This window comes from Pseudarthrobacter siccitolerans (assembly GCF_001046895.1).
Lineage (GTDB): Bacteria > Actinomycetota > Actinomycetes > Actinomycetales > Micrococcaceae > Arthrobacter > Arthrobacter siccitolerans.
Window position 1 is genome coordinate 568,885 of record NZ_CAQI01000053.1, and the last position, 18,884, is coordinate 587,768.

13 protein-coding genes and 1 pseudogene are annotated in these 18,884 nt (G+C 65.6%); 5 read left to right on the forward strand and 9 right to left on the reverse strand.

Annotated elements, in window-relative coordinates:
- Positions 1 to 22 precede the first annotated feature (22 nt).
- The gene (locus tag ARTSIC4J27_RS19765) at positions 23 to 1,570 is read right to left on the reverse strand and encodes a carboxylesterase/lipase family protein (RefSeq protein WP_050056873.1); all 1,548 of its coding nucleotides are present in this window, start codon (positions 1,568 to 1,570) and stop codon (positions 23 to 25) included.
- A gap of 167 nt (positions 1,571 to 1,737) precedes the next feature.
- Here ARTSIC4J27_RS19765 and ARTSIC4J27_RS19770 point away from each other — a divergent pair, with 167 nt between their 5' ends.
- On the forward strand, positions 1,738 to 2,808 hold the full coding sequence (locus ARTSIC4J27_RS19770; RefSeq protein ID WP_050056874.1) for a quercetin 2,3-dioxygenase: 1,071 nt from the start codon (positions 1,738 to 1,740) through the stop codon (positions 2,806 to 2,808).
- 82 nt (positions 2,809 to 2,890) lie between these two features.
- On the opposite strand, the gene ARTSIC4J27_RS19775 is transcribed toward ARTSIC4J27_RS19770, so the two are convergent.
- From ARTSIC4J27_RS19775 to ARTSIC4J27_RS19805, 7 genes are all read right to left on the reverse strand, one after another.
- Complete coding sequence (locus ARTSIC4J27_RS19775; protein ID WP_050056875.1) at positions 2,891 to 4,132, reverse strand: DUF3500 domain-containing protein; 1,242 nt, start codon at positions 4,130 to 4,132, stop codon at positions 2,891 to 2,893.
- Positions 4,110 to 5,858, reverse strand: coding sequence for an FAD-dependent monooxygenase (locus ARTSIC4J27_RS19780; protein WP_050056876.1), 1,749 nt, complete (start codon positions 5,856 to 5,858; stop codon positions 4,110 to 4,112). Before ARTSIC4J27_RS19780 ends, ARTSIC4J27_RS19775 begins: the two co-directional genes overlap by 23 nt.
- Positions 5,858 to 6,715, reverse strand: a complete 858-nt coding sequence (locus ARTSIC4J27_RS19785; protein WP_050056877.1) for a fumarylacetoacetate hydrolase family protein — start codon at positions 6,713 to 6,715, stop codon at positions 5,858 to 5,860. The genes ARTSIC4J27_RS19780 and ARTSIC4J27_RS19785 overlap by 1 nt, the downstream gene beginning before the upstream one ends.
- A 51-nt stretch (positions 6,716 to 6,766) precedes the next feature.
- A complete protein-coding gene (locus tag ARTSIC4J27_RS19790; RefSeq protein WP_050056878.1) occupies positions 6,767 to 7,636 on the reverse strand; it encodes an alpha/beta hydrolase in 870 nt (289 codons plus the stop codon).
- A gap of 264 nt (positions 7,637 to 7,900) precedes the next feature.
- A complete protein-coding gene (locus ARTSIC4J27_RS19795; protein ID WP_050056879.1) occupies positions 7,901 to 8,845 on the reverse strand; it encodes an alpha/beta hydrolase in 945 nt (314 codons plus the stop codon).
- Positions 8,842 to 9,825, reverse strand: a complete 984-nt coding sequence (locus tag ARTSIC4J27_RS19800; protein WP_050056880.1) for an alpha/beta hydrolase — start codon at positions 9,823 to 9,825, stop codon at positions 8,842 to 8,844. The genes ARTSIC4J27_RS19795 and ARTSIC4J27_RS19800 overlap by 4 nt, the downstream gene beginning before the upstream one ends.
- The gene (locus ARTSIC4J27_RS19805; RefSeq protein ID WP_050056881.1) at positions 9,822 to 12,575 is read right to left on the reverse strand and encodes an alpha-L-rhamnosidase; all 2,754 of its coding nucleotides are present in this window, start codon (positions 12,573 to 12,575) and stop codon (positions 9,822 to 9,824) included. Before ARTSIC4J27_RS19805 ends, ARTSIC4J27_RS19800 begins: the two co-directional genes overlap by 4 nt.
- A 144-nt stretch (positions 12,576 to 12,719) precedes the next feature.
- Between ARTSIC4J27_RS19805 and ARTSIC4J27_RS19810 the strand changes: the two genes are divergently transcribed.
- The 3 genes and pseudogenes from ARTSIC4J27_RS19810 to ARTSIC4J27_RS19820 all read left to right on the forward strand — a co-directional run bounded on the left by ARTSIC4J27_RS19810 (position 12,720) and on the right by ARTSIC4J27_RS19820 (position 15,720).
- Positions 12,720 to 13,550 carry an IclR family transcriptional regulator gene (locus tag ARTSIC4J27_RS19810; protein WP_050056882.1) on the forward strand — a complete coding sequence of 277 codons (831 nt, stop codon included), beginning with the start codon at positions 12,720 to 12,722 and terminating at the stop codon, positions 13,548 to 13,550.
- A pseudogene (locus ARTSIC4J27_RS19815) lies at positions 13,547 to 14,287 on the forward strand (aldehyde dehydrogenase family protein). Before ARTSIC4J27_RS19810 ends, ARTSIC4J27_RS19815 begins: the two are co-directional and overlap by 4 nt.
- Positions 14,288 to 14,508: 221 nt before the next feature.
- Positions 14,509 to 15,720 (forward strand): NAD-dependent epimerase/dehydratase family protein, encoded by a 1,212-nt coding sequence (locus tag ARTSIC4J27_RS19820; RefSeq protein ID WP_152683920.1) that lies wholly within the window; start codon positions 14,509 to 14,511, stop codon positions 15,718 to 15,720.
- A 65-nt stretch (positions 15,721 to 15,785) separates the two neighbouring features.
- On the opposite strand, the gene ARTSIC4J27_RS19825 is transcribed toward ARTSIC4J27_RS19820, so the two are convergent.
- The gene (locus ARTSIC4J27_RS19825; protein WP_050056884.1) at positions 15,786 to 16,961 is read right to left on the reverse strand and encodes an aminotransferase class V-fold PLP-dependent enzyme; all 1,176 of its coding nucleotides are present in this window, start codon (positions 16,959 to 16,961) and stop codon (positions 15,786 to 15,788) included.
- Between the two features lie 420 nt (positions 16,962 to 17,381).
- Between ARTSIC4J27_RS19825 and ARTSIC4J27_RS19830 the strand changes: the two genes are divergently transcribed.
- Positions 17,382 to 18,740: an MmgE/PrpD family protein gene (locus tag ARTSIC4J27_RS19830; protein WP_083435539.1), complete on the forward strand. Its 1,359-nt coding sequence runs from the start codon at positions 17,382 to 17,384 to the stop codon at positions 18,738 to 18,740.
- The last annotated feature ends 144 nt before the right edge of the window (positions 18,741 to 18,884 follow it).

Sequence of the window (18,884 nt, forward strand, 5' to 3'; positions counted from 1 at the left end):
TTTCATGCTGGGAGTGGTTGGTTCAGTGTAGCGGTGCTGGGGCTGGCTTACGCTCAAACACCTCGCGCAATTCGCCGCGCGGATCAACCTCCACCCGCGGCTGTTCGTCCAGGACCATCGTGCCGCGCCCGGGCCAATAAGCCGGCCATACCGGAAGCCCCGGAGCCGCAGGCTGGCCAGTCCGGGCGAGGCCGGCCCAAGCCGTGCTCATCATGTCGCTGAGGCCCTGCGGAGCCGTGCCCCGGGTAAGGAAGTCCGACTCGGCCGAGGCCAGCTGGCGGAACACAAACGGGATGTCCAAGGCGTGGCAGGCGCCGAGCTTGCCGCCCATGGCCGGGCTGCGCCAGGTGAAAAGGTATGAAAACGTCCTCCCCGTGGAGCCGTGCCGGGCCTCCAGCAGCCGGTTGCTGGGCTGCCGGTAGACGGCGTCGGAAATGGCGGCTTCCAGCAGCTGCTTTCCGCTGGGCTCCGCGCCTAAAGCCGACGCGAGCGCCCGGGCATACTCCGCCTCGCGGCCGGGAACACCAGCGTCCGCCAGCAATGTTGCGGCGCGTTCCGCATGCGAGGGGTCGAACGGGTTCTTCGGCCGCATCTCCACGGCAAAGGACCCCTCGTTCAGGTTCGTCCCGATCAGCAGGTCAACCTCGGAATTCAACCCGCTCCGCACCGCCTCCAGCGGCGGCACCGGCAATGACGGCGTCCCCACCGTCGGCTGGAACGGCAGCGGGACGGCGAACGTTTGCGCGCCAAAGCGCTGCACCAGCTTCTCCTGGGCCTCCAGCAGCCGCTCCACCGGGAGCGTCAGCAGGTCCCGCGCGTCGTCCAGCCCGCACAGCGACAGGAACTCGCGGCTGATCCGGGAAGAATCCTCGGGCCTCCGGTACCTCTCAGCCGTGCCGCTTTGCATGATCGCCCGCCGGAACAGCCCTTGCGAAGCAGGCATTCCCAGCAGCGTCCCCACCGCCGCAGCACCGGCCGACTCACCAAAAAGGGCCACGTTGTCCGGGTCGCCCCCGAATGCGGCAATGTTCCGCTGGACCCACCGCAGCGCCTCCAGCACATCCAGCAGAGCAACGTTCGAGGAATCGGCGTACTCGGCACCCAGCAGGTCAGCCAGGTGCAGGAAGCCCAGCGCACCCAACCGGTAATTGATGGTCACCACAACTGTCCCCGTGGCACCCGCCAGATTACCGCCGTCGTACATTGCGTCACTGCCCGAGCCCGACACATACGCGCCGCCGTGGACCCATACCATCACCGGCAGGCCCGAACCGTCCGCCTCAGGGGTCCAGACGTTCAGGTTCAGGCAATCACTTTCCCTCCAGGTGCGGGGCTTGCGCCCGGGAGGAGCCGGAAGCTCCGGGTTCTGCGGCGCCGCAGGTCCCGGCACCGTGGCATCACGGACCCCGGTCCAGCCAACAGGAGGCACCGGCGGCAGGAACCGTCGCGCACCGGACGAAGAACCGGCATAGGGAATCCCGAGGAAACGGCTGACCTCCCGCCCTTCCAGGACGGAAGCAGCACCGCGGACGGTTCCTTCGGCGACGGTGACAGTGGGAGAAAGGCTCATGCCTGCAAAGCTCCTGATGGCGTAGGGGTAACTGCCAGCATCGCAGCAACACACGGAGGAGCACACCGGCCTTTCAACCATTGAAATCCCGCCTCCTGCCCCGGGCAAGCAGACGCAATGATGGAGGTCACATTCCGGCGCAGCCGGACGACTGGAAAGAAGGAACCATGTCCCTCAGCGTGGAGGAAATGAACCAGCAGCTGCCCGTGGCCAACACCCTGCCCGGCGAAGCTGTCCCCTACTACATGGCGTCGGGCGAAGGCGCACGCTACGAGATTAACGGCCAGCTGGTCACCGTCATCGCCCGCGCCGCGGACACCGGCGGCATCTTCAGCGCCGCCTACATCTCCGGCGGCATGGGTGCCGAATCACCGTTCGTCAGCCACAAAGTGGAACACAAGACCCTCTACGTCTTCGACGGCATCCTGCACGTCTGGCTCCCCGGCGAAAGCCGCATCCTCACCCCGGGCGACTCCGTGGTGATCCCGCCCAACACGCCCCACGCCTACCGCATGGCCAGCCACTACACGCGCTTCCTCAACTGGATGACGCCGGGCGGCGCCGAGGCCTACTACGAGCGCGTCGGGACCCCCATCGACTCCCACGTCCCGCCCGTCCGCGCCGGCCGCACGGCCAACCTCCAGGAACAGGCCGAGGTGGGCGCCGAGTTCGGGATCAGCTTCCCCGAGGTTGAGCGCGTGGAGCCTTCCTTCAAGCACGACGCCGGCCTGCCGCCCACGCTGAGCCCCTACTTCCTCAGTGCGCACGAGGGTGAGCGGCTGGTCAGCTACCAGACCATGTTCACCTACCTGTCCCGGCCCGCCAACACCGGCTCGAACTACTTCGCGGTGCACACCAAGGGCGCAAAGACCCCGTACATCCCGCTGCACTTCCACGAGCAGCACACGGAGAACTTCCTGGTCACCGAGGGCCGCATGTGGCTCTACGCCAACGGCCGGGAAATGCTGCTGACCAAGGGCGACTTCGTCCACGCCCCGGCCGGCACCATCCACTCGTTCGCCCTCGACTCGCACAACACCCAGATGCTGGGCTTCCTCACACCGTCGGTCTTCAACGGCTTCTTCGAGTACTTCAACAAGCCCACGGAGGATTACATGTACACCGAGGGCGGCGAGCCGTACATGGACATGGAAGGCTTCGGCCGCGCCCAGGCCGAGATGGACCTCACCGTGGTGGGCCCGCCGCCGCAACGCCGCACCGCCCTGGACATCTCCTAGCGATTCCAGGAAAACCAACGGCCCGGACTTCCGAAAGGAAGTCCGGGCCATTTTTTGTAGCGTCCAGTCGCCAGCGTCGAGCTTAGCTGCCCGCGAGTGCCTGCTTCACCAGTGCGCGGCCGTAGTCGTTGCCGTTGGGGGTGCGCACCACGGTGTGCATGTGGAACGGGGCGGGCTCGTCGTTGCTGAGGAACACCCCGGTGTGGTGGTCGAGTTCCAGGACCACCACCGGGCTCTGCAGCCGGAAGTAGAACGCGTCTTCCCCTTCCCAGCCGCCAATCCAGCTGAAGAACGTCTCGTTGTACCGCTCCTGGATCTCCCGGCGCCGGGCAGCGCGCGGCCCGTCCGGCAGGTACCCGATGAAGTCCTCCACCACGGCATCCAGGATGGCCCTGGCATGGGCCGGCATGGCCAGCACCGGGATGCCCTCATACGGGATCACCCGGTTGTCCTGGAAGCAGCCGCCCAGGTGCCGCTCATCTCCAGGATGGAGCCGGCCCTCCGGCATCGCGGGATCCACCATGGACTCATATGCGGTGGCAGCGGAACGCAGTTCAGGAGGCAGCGCCGCCATCAGTTCCCGGGCCAGGGCGATGCGCTCCTTGAACACCGCCACCCCCTGGTACGGCCCGGCGTCGATGACATCCGGCTCGGCGCCCATAAACACCGGCGAGATCACCAGCTGCGTTCCGGCCACCAGGCAGTTCAGTGCGGCGTGATGGCCGAACAGCTGCCACCCCCACGGTTCCGTCTCGGACGGTTCACCGTACAGGGCGAAGTTGTAGCTGAACTCGTTCATCAGCAGCGGCAGTTCCACCAATTCGCCGAGGAAGCCGTTGATCCGCATGAGGTTACGGGCCAGCTCAAAACCGGCCGGGCTCAACGATGCCTCCACCACGGCGAACACAGCATCGCGCAGCGGAGCGTCCAGCTCGTCGAGGCGGAGGCCGGTGTCGTGCTGCATAAACTCCGGGTTCGCCCAGCTCTGCCATTCGGGCGCGTCCAAGGCGTAGCTCAGCCGGGACGCCTGCTCCGGGGTCAGGGCGTCCAACAGCTTGCGGGCCGCGGCCGCCATCTCAGGGGTGGGTGCCTCCTCCCCCGCCCGCGCGGGAGCGAGCGGAAACAGTCCGGGGCGGAGGACTCCGTCGTTCGTGATGCCTGTGAACGGCTGCGGATACAGCTTCTTCCAGCCCTCGATCATGGGCCCGGCGAACGAATCCCTGGTGGCCGCCTCAGCATACTCGCGCGCGTCCAGGCCGCGGATCTCCGCCACGCGCGGGTGGTCGGGGGCAAAGAGGTAATCACGGAACGACGACGCGGACACGGGCCTCCCCTTCCTGTTCGGTGTGCTGGTTCTGGTCCAGGCCTTCTGCCGGATGCCGGCCGGCCGCCACGGCGAGGGCCGCCGCTGCCGCCTCTGCCGAGCTCCCCCGCCAGGCCACGTGCTGGTCCGGGCGGACCAGGACGGCGTCGGCTCCCCATGCCTCGGAGGGTGGGGTCGCGTCGTCGAAAGGCCCGACGGCGGTAATCGCCACCGGGATGCCCGTGCGTTTCCCGGCGTCCACCATGGCGGCAAAGACGTCGTCGGCCGGCCTGCCGGCGAGCGCATCGGTATCCACGAGCAGGGTGAAGTCCCGGCCCAGCAGGTTGTACACGGAGGTGGAGTCGTCCAGCCAGGCGTGCGGCAGCAGGGCTCCCGGGCTGGCTGAGGGAACGTACACAATGGGGTCCTCCACTGGGGCCGGCGACCCGTCCGGGACCACCACCGGTGAGTCGCCGTAGGCGTAGCCGAGGACCAGGCCCAGGGAGTCGAACTCGCTCTGTTTGACGGCCAGGGCTTCGTGCGCCGCTTCCCGGGCTGCCGCGCCGGCCGGACCGTCGGCCAGGAGCGCTGGATGGGCAAAGTGGTAGGCGAGCGCCTTGCCGTTGGCGGCGGCGTCGTTGATGGTGCGGGCTGCCACGGGGCGGCGTTCCGCCTCGTAACTGTCCAGCAGGTCTTGGTCCCCCCAGCCCGTGACCACCGCCGCCAGCTTCCACGCCAGGTTGGCGGCATCGCCCACGCAGGTGTTGAAGCCGTGCCCGCCCCAGGGCGGGTTAAGGTGTGCGGCGTCGCCCATCAGGAATACTCCCCCGCGGCGGTACTCCGGGGCCAGCAGCATGCGGGCCGTCCAGGGATCCGTGGCCAGGACCTCGATGTCGACGTCGGCGCCCACCAGTGAGCGGACCATCCCGCCGGCCTTGGCGGTATCCACCGTCTCCTCCGGGTTGACGCCTTGGATGATGGCCCACCAGGTTCCGGCCAGGTCCATGGGCCCCACCATGCCCGAGGTGTCCGCGCCGACCACCCAGTACTGCACGGCCGGGTCCAGGTTCACTGCTGAGGCCAGCCCTTCGGACCGGAAGAGGATGCTGATGTTGGATAGGGCCGCGGAACCGCCTTCAAGCCGGATCCCCAGGCTCCGGCGCACTGCGGAGGTGGCGCCGTCGGCACCGATGACGTACTCAGCAGTGACGGTGCGCTGGGTACCGGAAGCATCAGAGACCACGGCTGCGTAGCCGGCATCGGAATCATCGACCGACTGAACGCTCCAGCCGGTCACCATCGTCACCAGCGGCGAGGCGGCAACTGCCGCGCGCAGCACTTCTTCCAGGACAGGCTGCGGGACCTGCTGGCCGCACTCGGGCTGCGGGCCGTAACGGCCGGGCACCAGCTGGAAAGCGTTCCGGAACCGGCGCAGTTCGTGTGCGCCGGGACCGGTGAGCCCGGTGCAGAAGCTGACGTCCTGGGAGTAGTCCACGGGAAGCGGGGAAGCCGCCCTGAGGGCGTCCGCAAGGCCCAGCCTGCGCAGGTGCGTCATGGTGCGGGCGTTGGTGGTCTTAGCGCGCGGGCGGGCGTGGTCCACGGCGTCCCGCGGCTCCACTACCAGGCTCGGGATACCGCGGGAGGCCAGGTCCAGCGCCAGGAACAGGCCGCTGGGACCGCCGCCGGAGATCAGGATCTGCGCCTCCGCGGGGATGTGCGCCGGGGAGGCGAAACGGTGGGTGACCATCAGGCACGGCTCCGCAGGGAGGCTTCGCCCACCGGCGTGATCAGCGTGCCCAGCTTCGCAATTTCCACCTCAACGGTGTCGCCGGGCTGCAGCAGCCACTGCGGGGTCCGGGCGTAGCCCACTCCTTCGGGCGTGCCGGTGGCGATGACGTCTCCGGGGTGCAGCGTCATGGTCTGGCTGATCAGCGAGATAATGGCCGGGACGGAGAAGATCATGTCCCGGGTGTTGCCGTTCTGCACTTCGATGCCGTTGACGCGGGTGCGGACCTGCAAGCCGTCCCGGAGGTCACCCACCTGGTCCCGGCTGACCAGGGGGCCGAGCGGGCCGGTGAAGTCGCCGTTCTTGCCAAGTGTCCACTGCGTGGTGAGCTTCTGGGCGCGGCGGGCGGTGAGGTCGTTGAAGGTGGAGTAGCCGAAGACTGATTCCGCTGCCTCGGCCTCGTCCGCGGATTCCACGCGCCGGCCGATGTAGGCGGCCACTTCGCCTTCCCAGTCCAGCCCGTCCTCCCCGGTCGGCACGGGAACGGGGACGTTGCCCACGGAAAGCGACGCGGTCCAGCGCCCGAACAGCGTGGGATAGGGCGGCAGGTCCTGGTCCTTGTAGCTGCCCTCCGCGGCGTGGGCCTTGTAGTTCAGCCCCACGCAGATCACGCGGGCGGAGGCGGGGACGAGCGGCACTTCGGTGACGCTGCCGCGCTCAAGCGAGGTGCCGGCGTCGGCCGTTAACGTGGCCGCCTTGTCCTGCCAGCCGGCGGGGTCCGCCCAGAATTCGGTGACGGGCGCGAGCGGGACGAGGTGCGGGTCCACGAGGGCCGCGGCCCAGGATTCGCCTTGGTGAGTGATGCCAACAAACTGCATGGGAGGGCCTTTCAGGTCTTGTCCGGGGCTGGGTGCCCGGGATGTCTTAGGTCAGGGCTTGGATGCCTGGCGGCGGAAAAAATCGAGGGTGGCGTCGGCGGCTTTTGCCGCGGCGGCAGGGTCCTGCCCCGGCAGCTGCCACATGTGGTCGGCGCCTTCAATCAGCAAAAGTTCGACGTCGGCGCCCGCGGCTTCCAGTGCCGCGGCCAGGGTGGCGGACTGGGCCGGCGGGACGAAGCGGTCCGCGGTGCCGTGCGCCAGGAAGAAGGGCGGGGCGTGGTTGCCCGCGTAGGTGAGGGGGCTGGCGGCGGCTGCCTTGTCCGGCGCCTGAGCCGGCTGGGCACCCAGGAGCAGGGCCTCGCGCGAGCCCGGATCGTCGGCGCTGGCGATGGCGTTGGGGAGGCGTTGTGCGCCCATGTGGAGGAGGTCGGTGGGCGGGTACCAGGCGGCGACGGCGGCAACAGTGTCGCTGATGCCGGCCTCATTACCCGCGTATTCCATAGACCCTGCGGTCAGCCCCACCAGGCTGGCCAGGTGCCCGCCGGCAGAATCACCCCACGCGTAGATCCTGTCCGGGTCCACGATGTAGTCCGCGGCGTTCGTACGGAGCCAGCGCACCGCCGCTTTGGCGTCCAGCAGCTGGGCCGGGAAATGGGCTACGGAACTCAGCCGGTAATCGGCCGAGGCCACCACAAAACCGGCGTCCACCAGGCGTTCGATGGGGCTCAGGTCCAGCATGTCCACCTGCAGACCGAGGGAGGAGCGGCCACCAACCCGCCAGCCGCCGCCATGGAAGTGGACGATTGCCGGCAAGGGGCCGGACTGCTGCCCGCCTGCGGGGAGGTAGAGGTCAAGCAGCAGCGGCGCTGAGCCCTCAGGGTGGGCGAATTCAACGCCCTTCAGAACCCGCCCTGCCGTCATCGTTGACTCCATGTCTTACCGCGCCGTTTCGTTCATGCGCCGGGCCACCAGTGTGGACCGCGTCACTATTCAACTTTCGCGTACAGGGAGTCTGCTCCGCGTGGCTGCTTTCACTGAATGAAACAGCTTCGGGAGCGTTTGCTAGTCAGCCCTTGGTGTCCCCCCGCGGGACCGGAGTTTTTGTCCAGTTACGCAGGGTTCCGGGGCGGCGAAGTCTGCATATCTGGACAAAAACTCCGGGGGTGGGGGAAGTGGGGCCCGGCGCTAGTCAGCTTTCACCGAGGCCAGCTCCTGGGCCAGGAAATCCAGGACGGGCTGCGCCTCCGGGCTGCCTGCAGCGTGGTTGAGGTGCCCGTGGACGGCGCCGCGGGCAAGGTAATAGGACACCGCAACTCCGGCCTGCTCCAGGTTGGCCGCGAACAGCTCGGAGGAACCGCGGACGTCGTCGTACTCGCACGCAACAATGGCCGTCGGCGGCAGCCCGGACGGATCCGCGTAGCCGGGCATCGCATACGAGGACGCCATACTCACGGGCCCGCCCACGTAGTTCTCGGCATTCCGCACGCAGTCCTCGAGCGTGAAGCGCAGGTGCCGAGGCAGCGTCTCCATGACCCCCTCGTCCAGTCCGCCCGCTGGCGGCGGCAATTCGGCGTGGAGGAAGGGGTAGGCCAGCAGGAGCTTCGCGGGGAGCGGCTTGCCGGCGTCGGTCAGGTAGAGCGCGGCGCCCACGCCGAGGTTGCCGCCGGCGCCCGCTCCGCCCAGACACAGGAGTTTCGGGGCCAGTCCGAGTTCGGCGGCGTTCCGGCGGATCCAGAACCAGGCGGCCAGCGCGTCCTCATGGGGCACGGGAAAGTGCACCCCGTCGCGGGCCAGCCGGTAGTCGACGGACAGGACGGGGATTCCGGCGGCGGCGAGCACGCGCCCCAGATAGTCGGATTCAGGCATGTCCAGGCTGCCGCTGACGAAACCGCCGCCGTGCAGCCACACGAGCGCCGGCCCGCCCGGGGAGGACGGTTCGCCGTAGATCCGGATATTTACCGGCCCTCGCCGGCCTTCCGCGGCGACAGTGCGGATGGGCACGTCGGGACCCACCTGGCTGGGCAGGGTTTCCGGTCCTTCGGGTGCCGCCATATACAAGGCGAAACCAGCGTCAGGCGCGAGCATCCCGCCATCGGACGGCACGGACGCCTCCCCCTGCCGGACTGTCATGGCCGGCCCAGCTTCCCGGCGAAGAAGCCGACGGCGGCAGCAAGGATGGTGTCCAGCTGGTCCTCGGCCCCGAAAAAGCAGTGGTCGCCGCCCTTGATGGTGACCACTTCATGTTCCACGCCTGCTTTGGCGAGCGCCGCGGCCAGGAGGTCGGTCTGCGAGTGCGGCACCAGACCGTCACTGTCGCCGTGGATCAGCAGGAAGGGCGCCGCGTCGGCGGTGACGTAACTGACCGGGCTTGCGGCAGCCAACAGCGCGGGATCGTCCGAGCCGCCCACCAGCATGTACTCGGGCTGCAGCGACATTCCGGCCGGAACAGCAGCGGTCAACGCCGGCGGAAAGAGCCCTTCCGGCGTGTTCATCGGCGGGATGTCCACGAGCGAGGAGACACCGTAGAAGTCGACGACGGCGCTGACGCCGCTGGGGTGCCCCTGCGCGCCGAGCCCGCCGTGCAGGTCGTCCCTGCCGCCCGTCAGTCCCAGCAGTGCTACCAGGTGCCCGCCGGCGGATTCACCCCAGGCGCCGAACCGTTCCGGATCCACGCCGAGGTCCGCCGCATACTCGCGCAGGAATCGGACGGCCGCCTTCAGGTCGTGCAGCTGCGCCGGGAACGGCGCCTCCAGGCAATGCCGGTAGTCCACGGTGGCGCAGGCGATTCCAGCCTCGTTGAGCAGCCGGAATACCGAATCCGGCGCAAAGGTGGGCGGCAGTTCGCGGCGGTCGCCCAGCTGGAAGGCTCCGCCGTGGACCCACACCACCAGCGGCACGGGCGCCGTGGCACGGCGCGGCAGCCAGATGTCCATCTTGAGCGGCCGGAACCCGATGGCCCGCGCATAGGTGACTTCGCGGTGCACTGCGGAAACGTCCGAGACGTTTTCGGGCACGCCCGGCGCGTCGAAGACCGGGAACGGGGGAACGTCCACACCTCCGGGCCGGGCAGTATCAGTTTCGTAGACCTCAGTGGTTTCGTTGACACTCATGGCGCGTTCCTTACAAGTTGGGGGCTTTCGGCAAGCTGGGGTGTTTCGGCAGTTCCGCCGCTGGCGACGTCAAAGTGGTGCTTCCCGGGGCCGACGACGGCGGGAGGCCGGCCGGGCAGGCGGACTTCGGCGGTGGTCCCGGCCGGGACGGTGGCACTCACCCGCAGGCCGCCGTCGTCCGCTGTCCATTCCACCTCAATCAGGCCGTGAGGTCCCTGATGCGAGGTGGCCGCGGAGGTGAGTCCGGCGCCGGGGCGCGGTTCGATGATGATCCGTTCGTAGCCCGCGCTGCCCGGGGCCTGTCGCAGGCCGGCGGTGAAGCGGTGGAGGAAGGACACCACGGCGCCCTTGCTGTAGTGGTTCAGGGACTGGTGCGGGGCTCCGTCGGCGTCGATGCCGTTCCAGAGCTCCCACATAGTGGTGGCGCCGCGGTCCACCATCACCAGCCAGGAAGGTTCCGAGTCCTGCATCAGCAGCTCGTAGGCGAGGTCCAGTTCACCGTTGTCGGCGAGGACGGGCAGCAAATAGGGCGTGGCCAGGAAGCCGGTACCCACGTGCGTATCCGCCGCCCTGACCAGTTCGACGAGCTGGGCCGTCACCCCGGCGCGCTTTTCCTCGCCGACGAGGTCAAACGCGAGGGCACGCACGCAGTTGGCCTGGCTGGGCTGGGTGACCTGCCCGGCAGCGTCGAGGTATTCCGTTTCCCAGGCCTGCCTTACGTGCTCTGAAAGTTCAGCGAGCACGGCGGCTTCCTCCCCGCGGCCGAGGACAACGGCGATCCTGGCGAGCAGCACGGTGGTGTTCCGGTAGTAGGCGGTGGCCACAATGCCGTGGTCGGCGGAGCGGGCGGCGAAGAGATCCGGTTCCGGGCCGTCCGGTTCCATCCATTCACCCCAGTGGAAGCCGGTGTCCCAAAGGTACTTCTCGTGTGGAGCCGGGGTGGGGCTGGGCGCCTCGCGGTCCGGGTGCCGGCCGGATTCTGCGGTGGTCCGGACGAAGTCCATCCAGCGGTTCATCCCGTCCCAGTTTTCGGCGAGGATTCCGGTGTCCCCAGTGGCCAGGTATAGCTCCCATGGCACCATCACCATGGCGTCGCCCCAGCCGGCAGAACCGTTGACGAAGGCCAGAAAGTCCGTCGAGGTGATGCCGGGGCCGGGCGACGGGGAAATGTTGGCAATAACGCCGTTCTCCCACTGATCGGCACGGACATCGTTCAGCCACTTCCGCGAGAAGCCGGCGACATCGAAGAGATATGCAGCTGTGGGTATAAAAAGCTGCCAGTCCCCCGTCCAGCCTGCCTTTTCGCGCTGGGGGCAGTCCGTGGGGACCTCGCAGGCGTTGTCCCGGAAGCTCCACTCAACCATCTCGTGAAGCCTGTTGAGCCGCTCATCGCTGCAGGTGAAGGTGCCGAGGGGCTCAAGATCGGTCTGGACGAGGCAGGCGGTGATGTCCTCGGGTGCAAGGTCCGCGGTGAGGCCGCGGACGGAGACGTATTGGAATCCGTGGGTAGTATGCCGCGGTTCGAATACTTCGCCCGGAGCGCCCGACGCCGTCACCTCATCAACCTGCCCGGCGGACAGGAACTGGCCCGGGTGGCTGAAGTCGAGCGGGCGCAGGTGGTCCTGGGTCACGTCGCCGTCGGCGGCGAGCGCCTCGCCGTACACCAGAGTGACCTTCTCGCCCGCCGCGCCGAGCCTGCTGAGGCGCACCCAGCCGTGGAGGTTCTGGCCGAAATCCACCACCTGGCGCCCTCCCGCAAGCCGGGTGATGGCTACCGGTGCGAGCTCTTCCACGATTCGCGTGGGCGGTGCTACCGGGCCGGTCAAGGTTTCGTAATCGCCGTTCCGGACGACGGCGTCACCTGCCGGGGCTGCGGCCGTTCCGTTTGCTGCCATCTTCCGGAAGTCCACCCGCTGGCCGGCCATCAGGTCGGCGCTGAGGATCTCCGTTGGCGAGACCCGCCAGGACTCATCGGTGCCGATGACCGTTCTGCTGTCCCCCAACTGAATCTCCAACTGCGCAAGGAGGGCAGTGTGCGTGCCGTACATGTCGGCGTCGCGCGTGAAGCCGAAGGTTCCGCGGTACCAGCCGTCCGTGAGAACGGCGCGGAGGGTGTTGGCGCCGGGACGCAGCAGTGCGGTGACGTCGTAGGCCTGGACCTGCAGGGTGGTGTTGTAGCTGGTGGAGCCGGGGGTGAGCTGCTGGTCGCCCACGCGCTGTCCATTGAGGAACAGCTCGTAAATACCGTGGGCAGTGGCGTAGACGCGAGCCCATGCCGGCACGGTGTCCAGCGTAAACGTCTTTTCGAGGGCATAGCCGGGCCGTTCGCCGGGCGCGGGGACGTCCGGCTCCTCCGGCCCGATCCATTGCGCCCGCCAGTCGGAAGGGCGCAGGAGTCCGAGTTCCACCGGCATGGCGTCGGACCAGGGGCTGAGCGTTTCGGTGCCGCTGGCATCTGTAGTCCAGGTCCGCACCCGCCATTCGAACCGGCTGCGGGACTGCAATGCCGGGCCGGCGTACGGCACCAGCAGGTGCTGCGCGGACTGCACGCGGCCGGTGTCCCAGCCGTTGCTGGCGGTAATTTGGTACGCGGTTTGAGCTGTAGTTTCAGCCGGCGACTTCCAGCTGAGGCGGGGCCGGGTAATGGTGATGCCCATTGCCTCGCGCAGGTGCTCCGCACGAAGCCGGGTGGGCGCGGCGGGAGCCAGCAGGGTTTCCTCGACGCCGGCGTCGAGACTGGTGGAGGTCATACAGGAGGCTCCTGAACGTGGGACAGCTGGAGTTCCAGCTTCGTTTCCGGCAGGCGGCCGGCCACAGGCTTCTTTCATTGGTTGGAATAGTATTGGTAACCCGCGGACTCCGGTCCGAACTTCCAACGGCGCAAGGACTCCAGCATGACTGTCCCCCCGGACCCCGACACCACTCCCGCCCGCGGGAAGCGGCCCAAACAGGGCGAACCGGTGATTGACCGGGCGCTGAGCCTGCTCGCGGTCTTTTCCGACCGCCGTCGTGCCTTGACCCTCTCTGAACTGGCCCGCCATGCCGGGATGCCTGCGCCCACGGCGCTGCGCCTGATCGCCCGGCTGGTGGCGTGGGGTGCGCTGGAACGGCTCGACGACGGCAGGTACGTTGTGGGGGTCCGGCTGTGGGAGGTTGCATCCCTGTCGCCGCGCGGCCATGGCGTGCGCGAGATTGCGCTGCCTTACCTCGAGGATCTGTTTGAGGTGACCCGGCACCACGTCCTGCTGGCCGTCCGCGACAACGAGGAGGCGGTGCTGATCGAGCGGCTGTCGTCCAAGGATGCGACGGAAGTGGCGTACCGGGTGGGCGGGCGCGCGCCGCTGCGGAGTACCGCCGTCGGGCTGGTGCTGCTGGCCGGCGCGGACCAGCAGTTCCAGGAAGCCACGCTCCGGAAGCCGCCGGAGAACGAGCCCGGGGTGGAGCACATGCCGGAGGGCCAGCTGCGCCGGACCCTGTCCGATGTGCGGCGCACCGGCGTAGCCATGATCCGCCGCTCCGCCCCGTCCCGGACGGTGTCCGTGGCGTCGCCGATTTTTGACGCGCAGGGTGCGGTGGTGGCGGCGCTGTCCATCGTGGTGCCGGACGGCTCAACGCCGCCCAACGTGCTGGCCCCGGCTGTCCGGGCCACCGCGCGTGCGGTGTCCAGGAACCTGGGCCACCTTGCCGAAGTCAGCCCTGACGTGCGGACGCACTCGGAGGGGTGACCGCTCACGGTACGGGTGGTTGGTGCCGTCGCGGTCACCCCGCATCAGCCGCGGCAGACATCTTAAGGGCCGCCCGGGATGGCTTCCGAAGGGCCCAGGACCTCTCACGCCATGCGCGGGGAAAGATCCTGGACTCTGCAGCGGCGGACATCGAGGCGCGGACCGAGGAGTTCGCGCAGACCATCACCGCCGAAAGCGGCAAAACCATCCGGCAGGCGCGCAAGGAAGTGCTCCGGGCAGTCAACACACTGCGCCTGTCGGCGACGGAAGCGCGCAGAAACGCCGGGGAGGTCATCCCCTTTGACTCCTACGAAGGCTCAGAGGACCGGACCGGGTGGTACTCCCGCGAGCCGCTGGGCATTGTAGCGGCCGTTACGCCGTTCACTGATCCGCTGAACCTGGTGGCGCACAAGATCGGCCCGGCCATCGCCGCGGGCAACGCCGTCATCCTCAAGCCTTCCGCACTGTCTCCCTTGTCCGCGTAACTGCTCGCCGACGCACTTGCCAAGAGCGGACTTCCCGAGGGGATCCTCACGGTGGTCCACGGAGGACGTGATCTGGCTGAAGCCATCATCCGGACCCGTGACGTCCGGATGGTGTCCTTTACGGGGGGCTTCTCCACCGGAGAGAGCATCGCACACACCGCAGGACTGAAAAAGCTTTCCATGGACCTTGGCGGGAATGCCCCTGTCATCGTGATGGCGGACGCGGACCTCGAAACCGTGAGCGCCCTTTAAGCTGCGTGCTGATCGACATGGACGGAACCCTGCTGGACTTTTTGTTCAGAAGCTGCATTTTTTTGGGGCCCGAGCGCTTTAAATTCTCGATGCGAAAAGCTAGTTTTCACTATCGATCTCGTGAGGCTCATTGACTTTCAGAAGCACTTGTTCTAGATTCGCAGATCACAAACCTGCTAGACCCCTTCGCAAATTCGAAAATTCTCACATGGGATTGAACTGTGAATGCGTTGAACGACGATACCGTCATGATTCTTGGCGGCGACGGATATCTGGGCTGGACGCTGGGGCTGGCCATGGCCAGCCGGACAAACCGGCAGGTCGTCTTGGTGGATAACCTCATCAAGCGCCGATGGGAAAAAGAGGCAGGGGCCAAGGTCCTGGTGCCGCTCCAAAGCCCCAAAATCCGGGTCGCGCACTACACCCGGATCTTCGGCAAAGCGAACCTGTCCTTTGAGAAGGTCGAACTTCTGGACTCTCAAGCTGTTGAGGATGTGGTGGCCAAGTACCGGCCGGCCGTGATCATTAACGCGGCCCAGCAGCCCTCCGCACCGTTCTCCATGAGCAGCGCCAAGAATGCCGCCGCTACATTCTCGAACAACATTGTCGGCCACCTCAACGTGCTGTGGGCCATCGCCGAGCGCAGTAAAGCCACCAGATACATCAAGCTCGGCTCCGGCGGTTGCTATATGGCCACCGACACCGACTATGTACCGCTTGGCAGGCACGACTTTACCTTCGAACATCAAGGCAAGCAGCACAAGATTCTGCAAAGCATCATCCCCATGCAGGCCACCGACTTCTACCATCAGTCAAAGATTGCCGACGTGCTGATCGATGACCTCTGCACCAAGATGTGGGGCTTGAAGGTCATTACCGTCCAGCAGGCCACCATCTTTGGCGCGACCATTCCGGAAAACCATTCAAAGGAATGCGGCAGCCTGGCGGCCCGGTTTAATTACGACGCCGTCTTCGGCACCGTTTTCAACCGATTTGTCTGCCAGATGGTCATCGGCCACCCCCTCACAGTCTATGGAGACGGTACCCAGAAGACCGGCTTGATCAGCCTCACGGATACGGCCGACAACTTCCTCAAGCTGGCGGACCTCGAGGTTGAACCGGGCGAACACATGGTGATGCACAATTACGCCCACCGGTTGAGCATTGGCGAAATCGCACAGAAGCTGGCAGAGATCGATCCCTCGGCGGAGATCCATTACCTTGAGAACCCCCGCCAGGAACCCGCCGGCAAGCTGGACCCGGAAGTGGAATTGCATGAGGCCATCCAGGACACACACACGAACAAGGAAGAGCGGCTTCAGGCCGAAATGGCCAACATGCTTGAATTCACGCACCGCTATAAGGACAACATCGACCCGTCTATTATCCTGCCCAAGGTCACCTGGTCGGTGGGAGAGGTAAACGCTGGCTAAGCCCTTGCGCCATGATCTGGCGGTGTTTCCTGCTCAGGCTTCCCGGGCGCGGATCTGCGATGAATTTATCGGCCCGCTGCCAGGAATTCACGAATATGCCCCGCGAGGACTTCAATATCTTCCAACTTGGATTTGTGGATAAAGGAAACGCGGGTCACATCCTCAATGGCCTTGATGTAAACATTGCGGTCCATTAAAAAGTTGACCAGCGCTGCGGGATCAGGAGTGCGCATTGACACGATGTTGCTCTGATTTGTGCCGTGATCAACAAAGTCCACTTCGTTTTCGCGCAGGACCGCCTTGATTCCCGCCAGGACTTCAAGGTTCTTCCGTTCGATGACATCCATGCCAACAGTATTGATTTCCCGGAGCGCTGCGCGGAGTGCCACCAGCCCGGTGATGTTCTGGGTTCCATCCTGGAAACGGGCGGCAGTACTTTTCAGCACGTAGGAATCCTCATCGAAATGCTTCACGCTGCGGATGCCCACCCTGCTGTCACGCAGAGCGGGCATAACGCTCTGGCTGACATACATAAAGCCGATGCCCATGCCGGCACGCAGATACTTCTGGCCACCGCAGACCAGTATGTCCACCGGCGTCCTGGCCAGATCAATCGTACGTACGGCGATGTGCTGGACAGCGTCGATCACCAGGAAGATCCCACGGCTTCGGCAAATGCCCGAGAGTAAGGCCAAGTCCGGCATGAACCCGTCGTAGCGCTGGGCTGAGGACATACTTATCGCCTTGGTGCGCGGGCCGATGCTATCGAGCAAACGCCCGAACGCGGCTTCATTGTCCAGGCCCGTCATCACCTTCACTTGCACGCCGTCTTGACGCTTCCGCAACCAGGGCAGCAGGTTGGCCGGATATTCATTCCCGAGTACCAGCACCTCGTCGCCGCACCCCAGCGGCAGCGCTTCGCTCGCCATGATGATGCCCTCGGTCGTATTTTTCAGATAAGTGATTTCCTCGGCTTGGCAGTTGATGAGCCGTGCAGCTTCGGCGGCCATATCGTCTGCCACGACGTCGTAACAGTGGAGCACTTCCGGTGGCCCGTAATGATAAAAATCGTCAATGAAGGTGCGGGTCGCTTCATAAGCGGCCCGGCTCATTGGAGCGACGGAAGCGTAATTAAAGAACAGCTTTCCGGACGAGGGCTGCACGCTGCTGCGGATCCCGACGCTGAACGCGTCCGCTTCGAATGCCGGCGCCAGGACGGCGGGGGTTGTACTCTCCGGCATGTTTGCCTCCCGGGTTGGCACCTTCGCTTAAATCCAGATAAGTGAAGCCGAGACTAATAGGTAGTCAATCCCCCGTCACGAGTAGTCAGTACTCGAAAAAACCTCTCGCCTTACGAAGGCGAATGCAAAGTGCTCATTCGAAACGACACATGTGAGACTGATTCTGGTGGCAGCCGCTCATGCCACCGGCCTGCAGAGTAATCGTCGCTTCGCAGCTTGGCGATGTTATGTCGTGGCGGTCAGGTTACGGGCAGCGCGGACGACGGCGTGCCTCACCTCGTCGACGCCCGGTGAGTCCAGCATCGACGCCTGCCAGTAGAGCTTCAGTTCCGCGCTCCAGGCGTTGCCACACTTAGCGCGGTCATGAATACGATGCCATCGGCGCTTGACTATGTCACCTATGTTTGATCGAATTCCGTTATGCGAACCGATGAGACAGCCGCTGAGGGCTTCACCACACAGGTGGCGAATGAAGTTGCCGCAATCCGGTACGCAGACCTGCCACCGCATGCTCTGACGAGAGCGCGCCTTGTATTACTCGATTGGTTCGGAGCAGTGGTAGCAGGCTCCGTTGAACCGGCCGGACGTATAGCGCAAGCGATTGCGTCTGAAACCGAGTCGCGCCCGGTCGCGAGCCTTATAGGAACGAACCTGCGCAGTTCACCACGCGAGGCGGCGATGGCGAATGCAATCGCTGCGCATGCGCTGGACTTTGACGATTCGAGCCTTTGGACTGACGGCCACCCGTCAGCGGCAGTGGTCTCGGCAGCGGTCGCACTGGGCGAAACACTGAGATCTTCGACCGGACAGGTCGTGGCAGCAATCGTCGCGGGCTTGCAAGGACAGGCCCGCATCGCTCTCGCAACCGGCCCATCCGCTTACGAGAGCGGCTTTCACGGCACCGGAATCTACGGCACTTTCGGCGCTGCGGGTGCCTGCTCTCATCTCCTCGATATCGGTGTTCAGGGTCTTGAGCAGGCCTATACTCTCGCGGCCACTCAGGCAGCCGGCCTCAGGCGCCCCTTTGGGACCATGGGGAAACATCTGAATGCAGCCAAAGCGGCATCGAACGGCATGCTCGCCGCTCAGTTGGCCGCGAAGGGATTCACCGCACCAACGGACGGAATTGAGGGACGTCAAGGGTTCGCGTGGACCCACAGCACCACCTTCGACCCCTCTCGCCCACAGCAGATTATGGGAAATCGTTTGGCCATCGAGTCAATCCTCTTCAAGCGGCACGCCAGTTGTCACGGTACTCACTCGTCCATCGATGGAGTTGCTCAACTGCGCGCACAATATGCATTCGCTGAGGAAGATATTGCCAGCGTTCGGCTGTTTGTACCGGAGAAGGTGACTGACATCTGCTGCATTAGCGACCCTGTCTCGGGATTAGAGGGAAAGTTTAGTGTGCGGCATGCAGCCAGTGTTGCACTCGCAGGTCTGGACACCGGTCCAGCGGGGTTTTCAGACGAAAGTGTGCAGGATGCCCGACTGGTCGCCCTTCGCGAGCTGGTCACCGTCTGCCCGGAGGCTGACAGACCGTTGACCGCCCCCACGCGAGTCCAAGTCACCCTTTTGAAGGGTGATGTTCTGGAAGCCGAAGTTGATGTTTTTGAGCCTACATCCAGTGCGGGGTTGCCTGCTGAGTGGAAGGCCCTGGAGAGCAAATTCATCTCGCTCTCAAGTCCAGTAATTGGCATGCGGGCGGCACGTGATGTAGTGGATCGCATTGAACGCCTCGATCCGGACTGCACGATCGATCAATTGTTCAACCTTTAGTAGAGGTCGAGTTCTGGACCGGGTCTTCACGGACATGGTCTCGGGTCGGGACACAACCGGACGGCGCAACTCTCGGAGCTGCTGCGGTTCGCCAGGGATGGGGAGCTGAGTTCGAACACTCCCCCATCCGGAGGCGGCAGCAGG